A 992-nucleotide genomic window follows, 5' to 3' on the forward strand; every position below is an offset into this window, starting at 1 on the left:
CCAAACGCGTTATTTGCATTTATACATTACCTAAGTGTTTTCAGCACGATATCTTGGCTTTGATAAAATCTTTGTGCTTCTCTTAATTGTTCAGAGAGTACTAAACCTTCTACATTGGTTTTTTTTTATGAAAAAAAGCAAATGCTGTAAAAAGCTTTATTAGTTAGATCTTATTATAGGCATATTTTTGTAGTTAGAGGCTACAATTTTTCTGTACAATTTACGTTTTTGTATTTCGATAAGAGTCTCTTCGTCATCGCTTAAATTTCTGACCATTTGTAGCTTTGTATATTCATTTTGGATCATGGCTGACATGGTCTTGATGCGTGTTTGCAGTTCGAAAACTTCTTTGAGATCTTTTGTTTTATTTATCTTATCTAAGAAATCGTTCATTTGTTTAAAGCGGTTCTCTGCGTCTTGGAAAGTTTGAAAACTTACAGCTTTTTCGACAATTCCACTATATTTAAGACGCGTATTAATTGTTTCGCGTATCTTATCATACGGCAAATGCTGGAAGCTGTACCTTTTCTCTTCGAGAATAATCTCATTAAATCTTTTTTTTAATTCCTCAGTAGTTATGTTTTGGTAGTTTGTCTGTGTTTTTGGGTAGATAGAAGACAAATCTTGTATGAAAGAATTCTTGTTTTCTCCTATTGTTGGTTTTTGTATCCTATTTCCTGTTATAGACTGATGAATTTTTTTCGCGTTTTCGATCTGGTTTTCGTTTGTTTTAATTTGTTGTTCTAACAACTTAATAATTTCCAGATATTCTGCTTTTAAAAAAGGACTTTTAACAGTTGAACCTTGAGTCCCAGAACCCCAACTAAAGTTAGACGTTAGAGTTAAATTTATCATCCCCAAAAGGGTAATCATTCCTGTTATAATAAATCGCTTTTTCATCTGTCTCCTCGCTTGATTTCGGCAGGGATTGTTTTATTAATAGGCACACGGTTCCTATCATTGGGCTGTTTTAGCTTTGGTGCTAATGCACA

The 992-nt window shown here is 33.0% G+C and carries 2 protein-coding genes; both read right to left on the bottom strand.

From position 1 onward, the window contains the following. Positions 1-159: 159 nt before the first annotated feature. Positions 160-900: a type IV secretion system protein gene (locus ACFINU_RS10030; protein ID WP_375619008.1), complete on the bottom strand. Its 741-nt coding sequence runs from the start codon at positions 898-900 to the stop codon at positions 160-162. Then, positions 897-992, bottom strand: a 96-nt coding sequence (locus ACFINU_RS10035) for a TrwH protein (protein WP_375618343.1), incomplete at its 5' end; no start/stop codon positions are given. The genes ACFINU_RS10035 and ACFINU_RS10030, both read right to left, overlap by 4 nt.

The organism is Bartonella sp. AC130YNZD (assembly GCF_042196865.1).
Classification (GTDB): Bacteria; Pseudomonadota; Alphaproteobacteria; order Rhizobiales; family Rhizobiaceae; genus Bartonella.